This window comes from Frankia sp. RB5 (genome assembly GCF_059816245.1).
In genome coordinates, this window is sequence record NZ_JCBATA010000034.1 from 40350 (window position 1) to 54454 (window position 14105).

Annotated in this window: 11 protein-coding genes; 3 read left to right on the top strand and 8 right to left on the bottom strand. The window is 75.4% G+C overall.

Translation table 11 applies throughout. The features are described 5' to 3' along the window. The first annotated feature begins 507 nt into the window (after positions 1 to 507). Positions 508 to 1317: a molybdate ABC transporter substrate-binding protein gene (modA, locus tag AC6EXY_RS18720; RefSeq protein ID WP_101832276.1), complete on the top strand. Its 810-nt coding sequence runs from the start codon at positions 508 to 510 to the stop codon at positions 1315 to 1317. 116 nt (positions 1318 to 1433) lie between these two features. Here the strand turns inward: modA and AC6EXY_RS18725 are convergent, their stop codons facing one another. The 8 genes from AC6EXY_RS18725 to AC6EXY_RS18760 all read right to left on the bottom strand — a co-directional run bounded on the left by AC6EXY_RS18725 (position 1434) and on the right by AC6EXY_RS18760 (position 11903). Next, positions 1434 to 2330: an SAM-dependent methyltransferase gene (locus tag AC6EXY_RS18725; protein WP_101832275.1), complete on the bottom strand. Its 897-nt coding sequence runs from the start codon at positions 2328 to 2330 to the stop codon at positions 1434 to 1436. An 85-nt stretch (positions 2331 to 2415) separates the two neighbouring features. Next, positions 2416 to 3384, bottom strand: a complete 969-nt coding sequence (locus tag AC6EXY_RS18730; protein ID WP_499817380.1) for a neutral zinc metallopeptidase — start codon at positions 3382 to 3384, stop codon at positions 2416 to 2418. Between the two features lie 48 nt (positions 3385 to 3432). Continuing rightward, entirely contained in the window at positions 3433 to 3789 is a 357-nt protein-coding gene (locus AC6EXY_RS18735; RefSeq protein ID WP_499817379.1) for a hypothetical protein, read from the bottom strand. Between the two features lie 92 nt (positions 3790 to 3881). After that, a complete protein-coding gene (locus tag AC6EXY_RS18740) occupies positions 3882 to 6200 on the bottom strand; it encodes a DUF7846 domain-containing protein (RefSeq protein WP_499817378.1) in 2319 nt (772 codons plus the stop codon). A gap of 288 nt (positions 6201 to 6488) precedes the next feature. Next, positions 6489 to 7553 (bottom strand): small ribosomal subunit Rsm22 family protein, encoded by a 1065-nt coding sequence (locus tag AC6EXY_RS18745; RefSeq protein WP_499817377.1) that lies wholly within the window; start codon positions 7551 to 7553, stop codon positions 6489 to 6491. A gap of 44 nt (positions 7554 to 7597) precedes the next feature. Continuing rightward, a complete protein-coding gene (locus AC6EXY_RS18750) occupies positions 7598 to 8065 on the bottom strand; it encodes an Lrp/AsnC family transcriptional regulator (protein ID WP_101832937.1) in 468 nt (155 codons plus the stop codon). A gap of 305 nt (positions 8066 to 8370) precedes the next feature. Next, on the bottom strand, positions 8371 to 10758 hold the full coding sequence (locus AC6EXY_RS18755; RefSeq protein ID WP_499842377.1) for a serine/threonine-protein kinase: 2388 nt from the start codon (positions 10756 to 10758) through the stop codon (positions 8371 to 8373). Positions 10759 to 11210: 452 nt separating this feature from the next. Beyond that, a complete protein-coding gene (locus AC6EXY_RS18760) occupies positions 11211 to 11903 on the bottom strand; it encodes a TetR/AcrR family transcriptional regulator (protein ID WP_499817375.1) in 693 nt (230 codons plus the stop codon). Positions 11904 to 11983: 80 nt separating this feature from the next. Between AC6EXY_RS18760 and AC6EXY_RS18765 the strand changes: the two genes are divergently transcribed. Together AC6EXY_RS18765 and AC6EXY_RS18770 are read left to right on the top strand one after the other, a co-directional pair. After that, positions 11984 to 13036 (top strand): NAD(P)-dependent alcohol dehydrogenase, encoded by a 1053-nt coding sequence (locus AC6EXY_RS18765; RefSeq protein WP_101836191.1) that lies wholly within the window; start codon positions 11984 to 11986, stop codon positions 13034 to 13036. 323 nt (positions 13037 to 13359) lie between these two features. Beyond that, the gene (locus AC6EXY_RS18770) at positions 13360 to 13689 is read left to right on the top strand and encodes a DUF362 domain-containing protein (protein ID WP_101836193.1); all 330 of its coding nucleotides are present in this window, start codon (positions 13360 to 13362) and stop codon (positions 13687 to 13689) included. The last annotated feature ends 416 nt before the right edge of the window (positions 13690 to 14105 follow it).

Here is a 14105-nt window from a genome sequence, read left to right on the forward strand (position 1 = left end):
CGGCGCCGCCACCGCAGGGGCGTCACCCCTCCGCCACCCAGCGGCACTCTCACACGGCGCACAACCGCGCGAACACCTAGCGCGATCGACGCCGGTCGCCGTCGCGGCACGGCGCGCCGCGTCCACCTGGCGTGGCCACGTGACGTCCTCCCGGTCACGGCGGCGTCACATACATCTGACATGACCGAAACGCGGGCGCGGAACTATCATGCAGACAGTCCCGCATCTGCGGCGCCTTGCGATACGGCCGCCCGTGGATGCGGGTGGGGGCGCCGGCCGCCGGAGCATCGAGGGCCGGGCCGGTGATCGGGGGCGACGACGGCGTCGCCGTCCACCGTGTGAGGACGTCGGGTCCACCCGCCGTCGTGTCACCTCGCACGGTCCGAACGCCCAACACAGTCAGTAACGAACGTACGCGCATTGTCGGACGATGCGGTCGGCCGCGCCCGGGACGGCGCCGGCGGCCGGTCATGGGCGGAGGAACGGGCACACGTGAGATTTCGCAGGATGAGGACCGCGCTGGCGGTCGTGGCCAGCGCCGGACTGCTGGTCGCCGGCTGTGGCAGCGACGGCAGCAGCGGGAGCGACGCCGCCGCCAGTGCCACGCCGAGCGCGGCGAGCGCCAGCGCCGGGCGCGGCGTGACCGGCACGGTCACCGTGTTCGCCGCGGCGTCACTGACCGGGACGTTCACGACGCTCGGCAAGCAGTTCGAGACGGCGAACCCCGGCTCGACGGTGAAGTTCTCCTTCGCGGGCAGCTCGGCGCTCGCCCAGCAGATCACCTCCGGGGCGCCGGCGGACGTGTTCGCCGCGGCGAGCCCCGCGACGATGAAGACGGTCACCGACGCCGGGCAGAACTCCTCGGCGCCGAAGGTCTTCGTCCGCAACCAGCTCGTCATCGCGGTGCCGGGGGGCGACCCGAAGGGCATCAGGGACCTGCCCGACCTGGTCAGGCCCGGGGTGAAGGTCGCGCTGTGCGCGGACGCGGTGCCCTGTGGGGCGGCGGCGAAGAAGGCGCTGGCCGCGGCGGGGGTGAACCTCACGCCCGTCACGCTGGAGCAGGACGTCAAGTCCGCCCTGGCGAAGGTGACCCTCGGTGAGGTCGACGCCGCGCTGGTGTACCGCACGGACGCCCTGGCGGCCGGCGACAAGGTCGAGGGCGTGGAGTTCCCCGAGTCGGCGAAGGCCATCAACGACTACCCGATCGCCACGCTCAAGGGCGGCAGGAACACCGTCGGCGCCACCGCGTGGGTCGCCTACGTCACCGGTCCCGCCGGGCAGGCCGTCCTGACCAGGGCCGGTTTCCAGAGCCCCTGACCGGACCGGACGCGCCGATCGACCCGCGGCCGCCGTCCCGGATGCCCTCCCCCGAGGCGTCCGGGCGGCGGCCGCGGCCGTCCCGGCAGCCCACGCTCGGCGCGGGCGCGGGCGGTTCAGGCGCGGGCGCCCTCCTCGCGGGCGGCGCCCTCCCGGCCGGCGACGAGGAAGCCGTCGGCCATGGGGAGCGCCGAGGGCCGGCCGGCCTCGGCGGCGAGGTCGGTGCGCAGCCGGTCCCGGGTGATGCGCCAGCCGTGGCGGGGCAGCCAGCTCTGCGCCGGCTCCGCGAGGCCGCCGTGGATCAGCGCGGCGAACTCCGCCAGCTCGGGATGGTGGCGCAGCTCGTCGAGCAGCCACGCGTCGTCGCCGGTGCGGTACTCGAAGCCGAGCCGGCTGCCCGGCGCGGACCAGCCGGTGACCGTGGTGAGCAGCCGGTCGGCCTGCGCGTCGTCCAGGTAGGGCAGCAGGCCCTCGGCGAGCCAGGCGGTCGCCCGGTCGGGGGCGAAGCCCGCGCCTGCCAGGGCCGTCGTCCAGTCGCCGGCGAGGTCGGCGGGGACGGCGACGCGCTCGCAGCGCGCCCGGGCCCGGCGGCGGTCGAGCACCGCCTGTTTGAAGGCCAGCATCGCCGGCAGGTCCACCTCGAACAGGCGGGTGCCGGCCGGCCAGTCCAGCCGCTGGGCGCGGGAGTCGAGGCCCGCGGCGAGCAGGACGATCTGACGGTGCCCGCCCGCGGCCGCGCCGGTGACGTAGTCGTCGAAGAAGCGGGTGCGCAGCACTCCGTGCGAGGACACCAGATCGGTGAACCCGGTGGGGGCGGTCCCCGCCGGGCCCAGCCCCAGCATCCGCTCGGACCCGCCCCCGGCCGCGTCGACGAACGCCTGGGCGTAGGGATCGTCGAAGAGCCGGTCGGGGCGTGCGCTCTCCCGCGCCCGGATCCACGCCATGCCGACGGCGGTGCGTCCGACCCCGCCCGGCGCCTCGACCCGATCAGACGTAGCCCTGAAGGTGGTCATGACTCACGGTAGACACGGGCTCCCCCCGCCCGCCGCACGATCTGTAACGGAAAGTGACGACGGGTGGGGGTGCGGGCGACCTGGCTCAGGCGGACACCTGGCCGGTGGGTGAGCGGCCGATGCGCTGGCAGGTGGCGCTGTCGCGCAGGTAGCCCAGCGCGAACGCCTGGGCGCGCTGCACCGGGGTGCCGTGGGCGTCGGGCGCGGTGGAGGGTTCCTGGTCGAACCAGCCGCCGCGGGTGTCGCCGAGGCTGAAGAACAGCATCGAGCCGCCCAGCGCGTCGGAGACGTCGATGCGCCCGGCGCGGTCCGCGGCGGCGGCCTGCCGCCCGGCGAAGCAGTCGGCCTGGTTCTCCTCGGCACGGCTGACCGCGCCCAGGGTGCCGTGCAGGCGGTCGCCGCGGTGGGCCAGCTCGTGCATGAGCACGAACAGCGGGTAGGACGGGCCGCCGATGCCGGCCAGCTCGTCGAGGAACTCGATGCTGTAGGCGACGGTGTCGTCGAGGGTGCAGTACAGCGCGTTGTCGGCGAACGCGGTGGGATCGCCGACCTGCCGGCCGCAGGCGTCGTCCGGAACCTGACCGTTGTGATATGGGATGATCCGCGGCGGTGTCCAGGCCGCGCCGAGTTCCCCGCGCCAGAACGTGTTCACCGACCCCGGGCAGCCCACCGGCTCGGCGATGAGGCGCTCGACGTCGGCGACACTGCGCACCCGTCCCCCGCACGCCGCACCGGACGGACTGGCCGCCGCCACCGGCAGCACGCCACCGCCGTCGGACGCATCACCGCTGCCCGGGGCGCCGCTCCCGCTGCCCGCGGTGGTACCGCCCGCGGGGGCGCTGACGGTGGTGGCGACACCCGCCGAGGACCTGGCGGTGGTGGCCACGCCCAAGGCGGAGCTGGCAGGGGTGGCGCTGGCAGGGGTGGCGCTGCCCGCCGTGGGACTGACGGTGGTGCCGCCGAGGCCGAGCGCGCCGCCGGCGGGAGCGGTGCAGCCGGTCAGCAACCCGGCGGAGACGACGATCGCGGCCAACGCCGCACAGGGGACCCGCACGACGATCAACCGTAGGCGGCGTACGGGCAGGACAGCCGGCCCGCGGGCTCAGCCGGGAATCGGCCGGGACCCGTCCGAGGGTCGCGGGCTCGGGGGATCCCCACAGCGTCCGCAGCGGACCGCGCCGCGCCGCCCGCCGCCGCCCGCCCCGTCCCCGCGGCGCTGGACATCGCGGATCGCCGCAGGTAGCGCGAGCGTGAGCGGTGCCATCACCGCGGGCACCAGCGCGGCGACGACGGCCGGCACGCCACCGACACCCACACAGATCGTGATCATGGTGACGGAGAGCAGTGTCGCGCGGGCGACGATGGTGGTGGCGTGCGTGAGCACCACCACGGTCAGGTCGGCCGATAAGGGGGGCCGGCGCACCGGCCCGTTCGGGGCACGTCTCCTGGGGACCAACACCCTCACCTCCACTCGCCAGTGCTTATGCACGTGCATCCTGTCATGCATGTGGCCGTGCGCCAAGGGGCCTCGGCTGTTCGACGGTGAGGGGATCAGGCGCGGGGCGCGGCGGCGCCGGCCGGGGTGACGGTGGTCGTGAGAGTCGGCCGGACCGGTGCTGGCAGCCAGCCCTCGCGGGCCCGCGACGGCAGCCAGCGCCAGCCGAGCCCGGGCGTGAGCAGCGTCAGCTCGCCGGTGGCGGCGCGCCGGGCGATCGGGATCCGTTCCTCCCAGCGAGCGGGCCCGTCGGCGGTGGGCACGCTCAGCCCGACGACGACCTCTCCCGGCAGCCGCGCGGCGGCCAGCGAGATCTCGTCCCCGGTCGCGGCACCCGCCGTCAGCACCACTGCGGCCCGCGCCGGCGGACCGCCCTCCGCCGCCAGCGCGAACGTCCGCGTCTGTGCGCCGACCCGGACGTAGGCCGTCACCCCCGCCCCACCGGCCCCCGGCGCCGCGGCCGCCGCACCGGTCCCCGCCTCGTTCCCCGCACCAGTAGCGCCCACCGGTCCCGTACCGGCCGCCGGCGCCACGTCGGCGGCCAGCGCCGACGCCGTGCCAGTCGTGGACGCGACGCCGCTCGTGGGCGCCGCGCCGGCGGGCAGGGACACCTGGAGCTCGACGCGCACGCGGGCGGCGTCGACGGGCCGCAGGAGCGTGAACGAGCCGTGGTAGCTCAGCCACGCCGCCGGGTCGACGATCTCGCCGGGGCGCAGCCGGTACAGCGTGCGCCCGGGCATCCGGTCGGGCAGGGTGGCCGTGGCCGGGCCGAGATCGGCGGCGTACAGCACGCGCCCGCTCAGGTCCGGGCCGTTGCGAAGGGTCTGGAACGGCACCTGGGTGTAACGGCTGGGCGTGTCCGGGGTGACGACGACCACCGACGGCGCCGAGTACTCCCGCGGCAGCAGCGCGTGGACCAGCGCCACCCGGTCGTTGACGCCCCGCTGGTCACGCACCTTGCCGGGCAGCGACGCGACGGTGAGCGCCCCCATCAGCACCACCAGCGCCCCGGCGGTGGCAGGCCGCGCCGCCCGCGCCCACGCCGTGCCGGCGATCGCCAGGCCGGCCGCGGACCACACCGAGCGGGCGCCGGCGGCGGCGAGGATCACCACCGGGCTCAGCGCCGCCAGGTGGTAGTGCGGGCCGAGCCCGGTGCGCAGCCCCGGCATGGCGAACGCCGAGCCCCACCAGAACAGGTAGCCCCCGACGACCGCGAGCACCATAGCCACGAGCAGCAGCCGCGCACCGCGCCGTCGCGCCCCCAGCGCGCCGACCGCGGCCAGCACGGCCAGCACCGACCCGCCGAACAGCCAGCTCGGGGCCGCTTCCACGGTCTGGCGCGCGGCCTTCAGGGCGAGACGGCGGCCGAAGGGGAAGGTCGGCTCGCTGGGCAGGATACGCCGGGGACCGAAGCCGAACCGGTCCAGCGGGTCGGACGCCGACAGCGGCATACGCAGCGGCGAGCCCGTCACCCACCAGCAGTAGGCGAGCAGCAGCGCCAGGAACGGTGCCGCGCCGAGCAGCACCCAGCCGGCGCGGCGCGACGCCACCGCCACGACGCCCGTCGGACCGGCGTCCGTCGGACCGGCGTCCGTCCGATCGCCGCCCGTCCGATCGCCGCCGACAACGCGCCCCCGGCGCACGTCGCGCCACAGCCGCAGCAGCGCGAACGCCGCGACCGGGGCGAGGACCAGCACCGCGTCGTAGGGCCGCAGCAGCAGCGCGAATCCCGCGCCGGCGCCGGCGGCCAACAGCCACCCGCGGCTCGCGGTGCGCGCCCCGCGCAGCAGCGCCGCGGCGGTCAGGGTGAGCGTGGCCGCGCCGCAGCCGTAGGCCAGCGGCAGCGCGGTGTGCAGCCAGACGAGTGGGCTGAGCGCGACGGCCGCGGCGGCCAGCAGCCCGGTCGCCGCGTCGTCGAACAGCTCGCGGGCCAGCTGGTAGGTGCCGGCGACCCAGGCGGCGGCCACCAGCGCCGGCGCGACGGCCATCGTGCCGAACGCCGCCTGCGACGCCGCGAGCAGCGCCGGCCAGCCCGGCAGGTACTTGGTGAACAGCCGCCCGCCGTGCTCTCCCGTCAGCCACGGCCGGAAGAACGGTTCCATGCTGGCGGCGTCGAGGGTGAGCCGCCCGTGCAGCAGCATCCGGGCCTGCAGGACGTAGGCGGCCTCGTCGGCGTCGCCGGAGCCGTGCCGGTACAGCGTCGCCTGCAGCACCAGGCTCACCGTGAACGACCCGAGGCAGAGCAGTGCGACCAGTCCCACCGGCCCGGCCCACCACCGCCCGCGCGGCCGGTCCCCGCGTCCCCGCCAGGACCGCGCCAGCCGGGCGGCGGGCTCCCGCGCTCCCGCGGCCTGCGGCGCCGTCGGCGCGGTCATCACGGTCCGTGCCCACGGTGGTGCGCCCGCGCGCATCTGCCCCCGCCCCGCTCCAGCCCCCGAGCCGTCCCTGCCTGTTGCGCACACCGGTACGCCGGGCCCTGATGACCATTCGTGTTCGGTCAGGACACCGGCAGTCCGCATTTGTGCGCCCTCAGGCTAGAGGGCGGGATTGCACAGGTTCGCGCCGGGTGCCCCCACCTGGGCGATCAGTCGCGGCGTGCCACCGGTCGCGCCGGGCGCGGTGCCGCGCCGCGGGGGCGCCCGCGCGGCCGGGTGAAGGTGGGGTCAGTGCGGGGCGGTGGGTGGCAGCGCGGGATCGGTCGGGTTGTGCGGGGCGGGATCGGTCGGGTTGTGCGGGGCGGGATCCGCCGGGGTGTGCGAAGCGGGGTCGGTCAGGGTGTGTGGGACGGGGTCGCCCCACCGGGCGCGCCGCGCCCAGCGGTAGGCGTCGGCCTGGCTGCGGGCGACGACCCGCTCGCGCCGGCCGCCGGGGGTGCACAGCGTCAGGCGGACGTGGCCGGAGCGCGGCTGTGGTGCGCGCAGCAGCCGGCCGGCGGCGTGCGCGGGGGCCTGCCGGGAGGCCACCAGGTAGCCGAACTTCTCGTCCTCGTGGCCGCGCTCGGCGTCCTTGAGGCCGCGGTGCAGCGCGCTGCGCTCGACCCGGCGGGCGAAGTGGCACCAGTCCCCCGCCGGCAGCGGGCAGTCGCCGTCGGACGGGCAGGGGGCGGTGATCGTCGCGCCGGCGTCGAGCAGCGCCCGGCGGGCCGCGAGCAGGCGCTGGTAGCCGGCGGGGGTGCCGGCGTCGACGAGGACGAGGTCGCCGGCGGTGACGCGCCACCAGGCGGCCAGCGCCGCGGGCCGGGCCGCGGCGGGCAGTTCGCCGAGCAGGTAGGCGGCGACGGTGAGGTCGGCCTCGAGCGCCGGCGGGGTCTCGGCGCCGCCGTGGTGCCAGCGGGCGGCACGCAGCGCGGCCCACGGCCGTTCGGCGGCGAGGCGCCGGCCGGCGGCGATCATGAGCGTGGATCGTTCGACCAGGTCGACGCGGGCCAGGTCGGGGAACGACTCCAGGGCCGCCCAGGTGGCGGGCGCGGGTCCCGCGCCGAGGTCGAGCAGGCTCGCGGGTCGCCAGTCGGGTCGGCGCAGCGCCAGTTCGGCGAACACGGCGCGGCTGGCGGCGTGCGTCGCCGGCAGCCGGGCGGCCAGGTAGGCGGCCACATGCTGGTCGGTGAGCTCGCCGTCGGCCGGGGTCGCGCCGCCCGTGCGGTAGAGCTCGGACAGTTCGCGGTAGGCGGCGGACATCGGGCGCCGTCGCGCCTGCGCCCCGGCACCGCCGGGCTCCCGGTGGGTCACGCTCGCAGCGTAGTCAGGAAGCCCGGCGGCCCGGCCCGCGCCGGTTACTCCGGGCTGGGCGGCGCCGGCTCGATCGCGGCGGAACGACGATGGTCGAACACCAGACTGGTCCGCACGTCACTTACCTCGGGGCGCGCGGCGAGCCGATCGGTGACCAGACCGTACAGGCCGTCCACGGTGGGCACGGCGACATGCAGCAGGAAATCGAAGGCGCCGGTCGTGGAGAACAGGCTGACGGTTTCGGTCAGGCCGCTCGCCCAGGTCCGGAAATCCTCGATCACCGCCCGGGACGGGGGGCGGACCCGGACCGAAATCAGCGCCTGTACCGGCCGGCCTATGGCGACGAGGTCCACCTCGGCCCGAAAGCCGCTGATGATGCCTCGTTCCACCAGCGAGCGGACCCGCTGCAACGAGGTGGACGGGACCACGTGCGTCGCCAACGCGAGATCCCGGTTGGTGCGCCGACCATTCTGCTGCAGCAGGCGTAGCAAGGCGCGGTCGAGCTCGTCCAAACCGATTCTCCTCGCCGTCGGGGCATTTGCGCGTTCACCGCATGGGCCTTTCCCCCGCGGTTGCAACATAGTAGCAACATGTCCCGGTATGGGGCGCTTACTCCAGATCTGCCACCCTGCGATGCCCACCGGCCCAGCGGGAGCCGATGGGCGCCGAAGAGCTCCGAAGGGAATAGCGGCACGGGACTTTCCGCACTATGCACGTGCCCGCGGCCCGCGAAGTTCGGTCGATCGCCCGCGGTCGGCTGGACAGATCGGCATGCGCCCCGCGAACCGACGGCGCCGCGGGGCGACGCCCCAGGCCCTCAGTCAGCGGCCCGCCCCGGCTCGGCGCCGCCCGGGGCGGGGCCGGCGCCGTCCCCGGACCGGCCGCTGGGCGGGGGCGGGCTCGGCGGTGTCGAGCTGGTCGGCCCCGGCGGCGGGACGACGCCGATCCCTGGCTGGTGGCCGCCCTGCCCGGGCCGGTCGATGGGTCCGGTAGACGGGTCGACGGGGGGCGTGGTGACCTCGCGCGGCCCCGACGACACGATGAGGGTGACCGGCGTGGCGGCGCCGCCCGCGGGCGTGGTGCCCTCGCGCGGGTCGACGGCGACGACGGTGTCGCGGCTGGCCTGGTCGGCGCGCCAACGGCGGCTCACGGTGAAGCCTCTGTCGCGCAGGATCCGCGCGGCCGCGTCGGCCTTCTGCCCGACCACGGGCGGTATGCGCGGGCGGGTGCCGCCGGACTCGTCGGTCCCGACCGCGGGGCCCGCCGGCGGGGTGGCGGCGCCGCTCGCCGTCGGATCCGGGCCGCCACCGGACCCGGGGGACGCCGTCGCGCCGGCCCGCGCCGGACTCGTCGGCGACGCGTCGCCACCGCCGCGGCGGCCGTCCGGCGAGGCGGAGGGCCCGACGCCGGGGCTGGGGCTCGAGGTCACCCCGGGCCGGCTCTGGCCGACGGTCGCCGGCGCCTCGACCTGGTCCGCAGGCCCGCCGCCGGACCGGTCGAACGGCCCCTGGCCGGCCAGGGCGAGGCCCAGCAGGGCGCCGGCCAGCGCCAGACCCGCCGTGCCCAGCACCGTCCGGTGCCGTTCGTCCCACCAGCGCCGCACACCTGCCGCCGGCCCCGCGACCACCGCCTCCTGCGGCCCGGTCAGCGGATCCAGCATGCTCGCGGCCTGGCGGTCCGCCGTGCCGTCGGCGACCCGCACCGGCGAGGACGGGCCGGCGGGTGGCGGCGGTCCGGTGGACGAGACGGGCGCGGCCAGCGAGGAGGCCGAGGCGGCGTCGGTCGCGGGCTGCGCGGTGGATGAGACGGGCGCGGCGACGCGGGCCGCCTCGGCGAAGGTCAGCGGGCCGCGCCCGGGCGGGCCGGCGAACGGTCCGCGCGGCCGCCTCGGCCATCCGCGGCTCCCCTGCGCCCAGCGGCGGGCCGGCCGGCTGCCTGATCCCGTGATCCCGGCCGTCGTGCCCCGCTCCCCCGCCGGCCATGTCCCCCGCCCCGGCGGGGCGGTGACGGCGTCCTCCCCGTCGAGGTGCCGGCCCTGGGGATCGCCGGGCCCGTCCTCACCATCGGCCTGCCGGCTCGGCGGATCGACGGGCGCGTACGGCACGACGGCGGGTGATGGTGGCACGACGTTGGGTGATGGCGGCGCGACGGCGGACGACGGCGGCGCGACGGCGGGCAGCGCCCAGCCCGCGCGGCGCGGCGCGAGAGGGCCGGGCGCGTCCGGCGCGGGCCTGGGCTGGTTGGGTGGCTCGGCGGGCAGGACGTCCAGCGGGCAGGTGACGATCGTCTCGGGGGCGACACCGGGGTGGGTGAGGCGGCGCAGCAGCTCCTGCGCGGTCGGCCGCCGCGCGGGATCACGGCGCATCGCCTCGCGCACGATGCCCGCGAGCCCGGCGGGCAGGCCCTCGATGGTCGGCTCGGTGTGCAGCAGGCGGCGCAGCTGCTCGGCGGTGGAGCCGTCGCCGAAGGGCCGCCGTCCGGTGGCGGCGAACAGGACCAGACCACCCCAGGCGAAGATGTCCGCGGCGCTGGTGACGTGCTGGCCGCGGGCCTGCTCGGGGGCCATGTACGCCGGGGTGCCGGCGATCCGCCGGCTCGGGCCGGTCGGCCCGTCGTCGGGGACCCGGGCGAGCCCGAAGTCGATCACCCGGGGGCCGAGGGGCGACAGCAGCACGTTCGACGGGGTCAGGTCGCGGTGCACGAGGCCGGCGCCGTGGATGGCGCTCAGGGCGGCCGTGACGCTGACCGCGACCCGTTCGACGTCGGCGCTGCCCAGCGGGCCGTGCGCGCGCACGGCGTGGGCCAGGGTGGGTCCGTCGACGAACTCGGTGACCAGGTAGGGCGGGTCGTCGCCGGCCGGGTCGACGACGTCGAGGACCTCCGCGGTGCAGAACCGGGCGACCCGGCGCGCGGCGGCGGCCTCCCGGCGGAACCGCTCCCGGTAGCGGCGCACCCGCGCGATGTCGGCGCGGATGACCTTGACGGCGACGAGGCCGGTGTCGCGGCCCCGGCCGAGGTAGACGGTGCCCATACCGCCCTCGCCGAGGCGCCCGAGCAGGCGGTACTCGCCGAGATCGCGCGGGTCGCCGGGACGCAGCGGATCGGGCCGGGTGCTCAGCCCACCCGCCGGCTGCCGCGGTGCGGCCGGCGTCGCGGCGATCGCGTCGCCGGCGACCGCGGCGTCGCCGTTGTCGCGCGAATCCACATTCCCTCCCTACGGCCGACCGGAATTCCGGCTCTGATCGCGGCGCAATTCTGGGCGACGCGAGCAGGCCCGGGTCGTTCCTATCGCGTACTCGACACGAACACGTTCGGCGTCACCCACCCAGGCCATGCCGACACCGGCATTCCGGGCGCCGGCGCGGCGAAGGCGAGACGTCTCACGCCGGCACGAAAAGGCCGGTCAGGCCGGACCGGTAGTACCTTTGGCCCACCCGGTCATTTCGCTGCCACCTGGGATGCGGGTCGGCGTACGAGCGGCCGGGCCGCCGGTGGGCGCTCTTTCGTGCGGTCACCGGTAAAAACGCCGAATGTCGTGGTGGGAACTCTCCCGCCTGGCTGTCCTTTATCTCACTGGACGGTCGTCGACGCGGTGTGGACGAGAGTCACACGCCGGCCCGGGGCGCCGTCGGATCCGGTGAGCCCGTCCGTGGGCGATCACGGGGTGGCGGCGTGACCGGCGACGAGGCTGCGGGTGGTGGCGATCGCGGCGGCCACCGAGCGCTCGGCGTCGTGGTCGTGCGGGGCGAACACGCCGTCGAGATGGAAGACGGCGTGCCCGTGGGCCTGGGCGAGGTGGCGCTCGAACAGGACGAGGGCCTGCCGGTAGGTGGCGACGGTCGGCACGGCGAGCAGCAGCGGGAGCAGCAGGTCGAGCAGCGCCCGGGTGGCGGCGGCGAGCTCCGGGTGGCGTTCGGCCGGCAGTTCGGGGTTGAACAGCAGGTCGAGGCCTGCGCGGCGCTCGATGACGAAGCGAGTGTAGGCGCCGGCGGTGGCGGCGAGCCGCTCGACCGGGTCGGCGGGGTCCGCACCGGCCGCGGCGGCGGCCATCCGCTCGGTGAGCTGGCCGGCGGCGCGCAGGGCGGCGGCGGCGAGCAGGCTCTCGCGGTCGGGGAAATGGCGGTAGGGCGCGGCGGAGCTGACCCCGAGCCGGCGGGCGAGCGCGGCGACGGAGAAGGCGGCGAGGCCGCCCTGCGCGATCAGGTCGAGGGTGCCCTCGACGAGCGCCGCGGCGAGGTCTCCGTGGTGGTAGGTCGAGCGCCCGCCGCGGTGTTGGGCGCCGCGGCCGCCGCGCGGGCCGGCGGCCGCGCCGATCCGCGCGCCCGAAGGGTCGCCCGGGAACTCCGTCATCCGCCGCCTCCGGTGCCGACCCCGTGGACCAGGACAGCATACGATGAAATAAGTGTGCTCTTACATACGGATGGAGATACATGGCCACTACCAGCGCGGCACTGGTCGTCACGTCCCCGGGGGCGACGTTCGAGCGGTCGACCATCGAACGTCGGGAGCTGCGTGACCACGACGTGCTCATCGACATCCGCTACGCCGGCATCTGCCACAGCGACATCCACCAGGTCCGCGACGACTGGGGTGGCACCACCTTCCCGATCGTGCCGGGGCACGAGATCGTCGGCGAGGTCGCGGCGGTCGGGCCGGCGGTGACCCGCCACGCCGTCGGCGATCGGGTCGGCGTGGGCTGCTTCGTCGACTCGTGCCGGGAGTGCGAGCCGTGCAAGGACGGCGAGGACCAGTACTGCCTGCGCGGCAACGTCCCGACCTACAACGGCCGGGACTACGACGGCGAGATCACCTACGGCGGGTACAGCCAGACCATCGTCGTCGACGAGAACTACGTCCTGCGGGTGCCGACGTCGCTGTCATACGAGGGCGCCGCGCCGCTGCTGTGCGCGGGGATCACCGTGTACTCGCCGCTGAGGCACTGGGCGGCGGGGCCCGGGAAGAAGGTCGCCGTCGTCGGGCTCGGCGGGCTCGGCCACATGGCCGTCAAGATCGCGCACGCGCTCGGCGCCGAGGTCACCGTGCTCAGCCAGACCCTGAGCAAGCAGGATGAGGGTCGCCGCCTGGGCGCCGACCACTACTACGCGACGAACGACAAGGCGACGTTCAAGACGCTTTCGGGCACGTTCGACCTCGTCATCAACACCGTCTCGGCGAACCTGCCGATCGACGCCTACCTCGGCCTACTACGCCTGAACGGCACGATGGTCAACGTCGGGGCGCCGGCCGAGCCGAGCGAGTTCCGGGTCTTCTCGCTGTTCCGCGGCCGGCGCAGCCTCGCCGGTTCCAGCATCGGCGGCATCCGCGAGACCCAGGAGATGCTCGACTTCTGCGCCGAGCACGGCCTCGCCGCCGACGTCGAGGTCATCGGCGCCGACCAGGTCGACGAGGCGTACGAGCGGGTGCTGCGCAGCGACGTGCGGTTCCGCTTCGTCATCGACGTCGCCACGCTCGCCTCCGCGTAGCCCACGCGGCTCCCGCGGGACCCCGTCCGGGAGGACGGCGCGGAAAAACTTTTCCCAGTATTTTTCCTCGCAGTTTTCCCGGACCTTTTCCAGAACATTCTCCCGGACTCGCTCCACAACCTCTTTCCTGATCCCAGGTCAGGCGACATCCATTCCGACCACGGCGGCCGTTGTTTGTTTACACGGGTTTCACACCGCGCGACGTCGATGGCCGGATGCCGCCGTTACGATTCCTCTCGGGTTCGCCGGACGGCACCCGCCGCCGTCCGGCTTCACGGCCGCGGCGCAGAGAATGTCGATCGGACATCGGAAAGAGGACTCTCATGCCATTCGTCGTCACGGAAGCGTGCATTGATGTCAAGGACGGCGCCTGCCTGGAGGGTTGCCCGGCCGACTGCATCTACGAGGGTGACCGCAAGATGTACATCCACCCGGACGAGTGCACCGAGTGCGGCGCCTGCGCGGTCGCCTGCCCGGTCGGCGCGGCGCTCAGCGACGACCGGGTGAAGGACCAGAACTTCATCGACAGCGAGGCCGCGTTCTTCAGCGAGGTCCTCCCCGGCCGCGACGAGCCCCTCGGCGAGCCCGGCGGCGCCACCCGTCTCGGCAAGGTGAAGGCCGACACGCCCTTCATCGCCGCATACCAGAAGTAGGCGGGAGGAGCCCCGCAGGTCCGCCGGTTCGTGGTTGAGCGGCGGCGGGGCTCTCCTGGTAGCGCGGGGACCCTGCACTGCGCACGTTCGGTTTAGGTCTCTGACCGGCCCGTTTTCTTGATCACGGAGGTTTGGTCGGGTCGACTCCGAGGAGGTCGAGGACGCGCTGCTGGAGCGGGGCGGGCCGGGGGATGTAGGCGGGCGTAGAGGCCGGTGACCGTCCCGGTCGGGCCGGCGGCGCGGCGGGCCTCGCGCTCGATCAGCGAGAACAGCAGCAGTGCCAGGCCGACGACGTGCTGCAGTCGGTGGATCCGCTGGTTGTTCGCCAGGGAGAACGGGTTGACCGCAAGGGGCCTTTGAACGCGCTGTTACGCCGTTCGGAGGCTTCCTGGCCCTTGTCCTCGACGAAGACCCGG